Below are 3,022 nucleotides of genomic sequence, written 5' to 3' on the forward strand. Positions count from 1 at the left end.
ACGCCGAGTAATAACACCGAGACCGGCTTCTTATCTGAAATCGTTTGTTGATTCATCCGATCCGGGCTAAGCCCGGCCGATTCATTCAAACGGTCGACCGTTGTATCGACTTGATTATATAAATAATAGGCCATCCCAGCTCCGATGAGCAGGAACACTCCGATGATTGCACCTGCGATGATGGCGATGCGCTTCGCGGGTGACACTTTACGACGACGTTTCTTGACTCTCTTCTTTGGCTTTTGCTCTTCCATGACATAGCACCTTTCTATCCCCAATTGACCGTAATTGACACAGGTTTTATTTTATCACGCTGAATCGACAAATTTTTCCGAATTTTTATAAAAGAGGTGAATACTTGTCACCGTTTGTCGATTGCTCACATCGCTACTATCGACAAGGTTTTTTGAAAGTTTAGCAAGTTGTTGTCTATCATAACACACACTTTTTTGAAGTCTTGTTTCGTTTCATACGACGGTACTAAGCCATTGGTCGCGATTTCAACAAATTCTCTACTTTTTTGTGCTAATATTGAAAGAATTTTGACAGTTTATTGATTTTCATAGGTCTATTTCCTTAATTTCAGAAAACAGAATGGTTCGTTCGTTTTATTTTTTGTAAAATATGTATAGATTATAAACATATTTGGAAGAGTAGTGCATTTCATACATAAGGGGATCAATCGATGCAATTCATCGTGACATGTTTTTTAGAACAAGAACAAACTTGTGAGTTTATCGTATATGGCAGTTCTGAATATGATGCATTTCAAACATTTGAACGAACGCTTCACTCTCTAAATCCGTTGTCTGGACACATCACATTATCAGACGGCGAGGTCATCCCGGTAACACGTATCCTCGCTTATCGCGTCGACCCGATCAAGCCGCTCTTTTGAACCTCAACTGTTTCGGGTAACCCTATTAAGACAACGAATCTGAAAATGGGGTGGAACGAATGGAAATCGGAATGATCGGGCTCGGGAAGATGGGGCTGAACTTGGCATTGAATTTGACGGACAACGGGCATCGCGTCTATGGCTATGACCCGGGGAACGTCTCGACGAGTCAGTTCGAAACGAAACAGTCATTGGAAGAAGTCGTCGCTGCACTGAAGGCACCGCGTGTCATCTGGGTGATGGTACCGGCAGGAGACGTGACCGAACATGTGTTGAACGACTTATATGAAGCTCTCTCACCTGGGGACATCGTCATCGACGGGGGCAACTCGAACTATAAGGAGTCGATGCGACGCGCCGACCACTTCAAAGAAAAGCTCATCTATTTCTTCGACGTTGGGACGAGTGGTGGCATGGACGGGGCCCGGAACGGAGCCTGTACGATGATTGGTGGTGATTTGGAAGCGTTCGGCAAAATCGAGCAACTGTTCCAAGACGTCTCGACCGACAACGGTTATCTGTACGCCGGACCGAGTGGGAGTGGTCACTTCCTGAAGATGGTCCATAACGGGATCGAATACGGGATGATGCAGGCAATCGCCGAAGGATTCGAAGTGCTCGAGAAGAGTCCGTTCGATTATGAATATGAGGACGTCGCCCGTGTCTGGAATCACGGCTCTGTCATCCGTTCATGGCTCATGGAACTGACCGAGAGCGCCTTCTCCAAGGATGCGAAGCTCGATGACATCCGCGGGGTCATGCATGCGTCAGGAGAAGGCAAGTGGACGGTCGAGACGGCGCTCGAATATGACGTGCCGACACCGGTCATCGCCCTCTCGCTCATGATGCGCCAACGCTCGCTCCAAGACGACACATTCTCCGGTAAAGTCGTCGCCGCGCTCCGAAATGAGTTCGGGGGACATGCGGTGGAGAAGAAAGAGTAATCAACATGGCCTCGGCACACGCCGAGGCCATTCTTCATTCCATCGTATTCCCCTCTGCAGGGATTGGGTGTGCCTTCAACATACGCGCGAAATGGACGAGGTTATACGCCATCGTCTTCCCGTGTGACTTCGTGAACTCATTATCGCGCCCGGCATCGATATACGAGTCGCCTGGTCCTGCTTCTCCGACCCAGTACGTATCGACGTTCGGTGGCACGGTGAATCCGATGTGGGATAAGGCATAGAGGATACCCGCACACGCATGTTTCGCCCCGTCTTCATTCCCGGTGACGACAACTCCGCCGACTTTGTTGTAGTAGATCGCCTGACCTGACTTGTTCGTCAAGCCGCTCCCCCCATATAATCGTTCAACGACTTGGGTCGCGACACTGCTCTTCTCCCCAAGCCAGAGTGGCGTCCCGATGACGACGATGTCTGCGCCTTTCACTTTTTCGAAAATCTGCGGCCATTCATCCCCGTCCCCTTCGTCTTCTGTCACGCCGAACGCGATTTTATAGTCGACGATGCGGACGATTTCCGACTCGACCCCGAGCGCGTCAAAATGCGGCAAGATGTCGCGAATCAGTCCTTCCGTATGCGACGTCGTGTCGCCACCTTTTAAGGTGCAGTTCAAAAATAATGCCTTCATGCTGTCCCCTCCTTTAGTTGATCCTGCTCCCCCCTTTCATTCCCCTTCATCGTTTTTTCATAACACAAACCGTTCGCAAAACAACTTTTGTTGATTTCAAACCTCTTTTAATCAAATCACATATTTTTTGGTTCCATCTTACCTATTTTACAAAAAATGTATGAATCGTATTTACTACATTCCGAATAGTCGGTATATTTAATATCACTTAATCATTTCAACAGTAATTCGATTGATTTCACATAGGATGAGGGGGAAATGTATGTCGCCATTTCGCTGGAACAACCCGTTTAAATCAACTCCTGACAAGAATGCCCCATCTACAGAACTGAATCAGCTCGCAAATGACCGTCAATTCATTGAAGGACATCTCGATCCTGTCTTTTTGATTGATATCGACGGAACAATCATCGACGCTAACCAAAAACTGGGTCTTTTACTTGGCTATTCGACCGCTGACTTGCCAAATCATTATTCTAACTTGATGACGCCGCAAGAGCGTGAACGCATTCTTCCTCATGTGAAACGTGT

The 3,022-nt window shown here is 47.6% G+C and carries 4 protein-coding genes and 1 pseudogene; 3 read left to right on the forward strand and 2 right to left on the reverse strand.

Translation table 11 applies throughout. The features are described 5' to 3' along the window. A pseudogene (locus tag ON063_RS14365) lies at positions 1-254 on the reverse strand (hypothetical protein); the annotation flags it as partial. Positions 255-685: 431 nt separating this feature from the next. Between ON063_RS14365 and ON063_RS14370 the strand changes: the two are divergent. Then, the gene (locus ON063_RS14370; RefSeq protein ID WP_274665594.1) at positions 686-898 is read left to right on the forward strand and encodes a hypothetical protein; all 213 of its coding nucleotides are present in this window, start codon (positions 686-688) and stop codon (positions 896-898) included. A 50-nt stretch (positions 899-948) separates the two neighbouring features. Continuing rightward, a complete protein-coding gene (gene gnd, locus ON063_RS14375) occupies positions 949-1,842 on the forward strand; it encodes a phosphogluconate dehydrogenase (NAD(+)-dependent, decarboxylating) (protein WP_274665595.1) in 894 nt (297 codons plus the stop codon). Between the two features lie 34 nt (positions 1,843-1,876). Here gnd and ON063_RS14380 read toward each other — a convergent pair whose 3' ends face one another. Further along, positions 1,877-2,491, reverse strand: a complete 615-nt coding sequence (locus ON063_RS14380) for a flavodoxin family protein (RefSeq protein WP_274665596.1) — start codon at positions 2,489-2,491, stop codon at positions 1,877-1,879. Positions 2,492-2,753: 262 nt separating this feature from the next. On the opposite strand from ON063_RS14380, the gene ON063_RS14385 reads away from it, so the two are divergent. Further along, positions 2,754-3,022 (forward strand): PAS domain-containing protein (locus ON063_RS14385; protein WP_274665597.1); only part of this gene is annotated, 269 nt, incomplete at its 3' end.

Source organism: Exiguobacterium sp. B2(2022) (genome assembly GCF_028823655.1).
GTDB classification, from domain to species: domain Bacteria; phylum Bacillota; class Bacilli; order Exiguobacteriales; family Exiguobacteriaceae; genus Exiguobacterium; species Exiguobacterium aestuarii_A.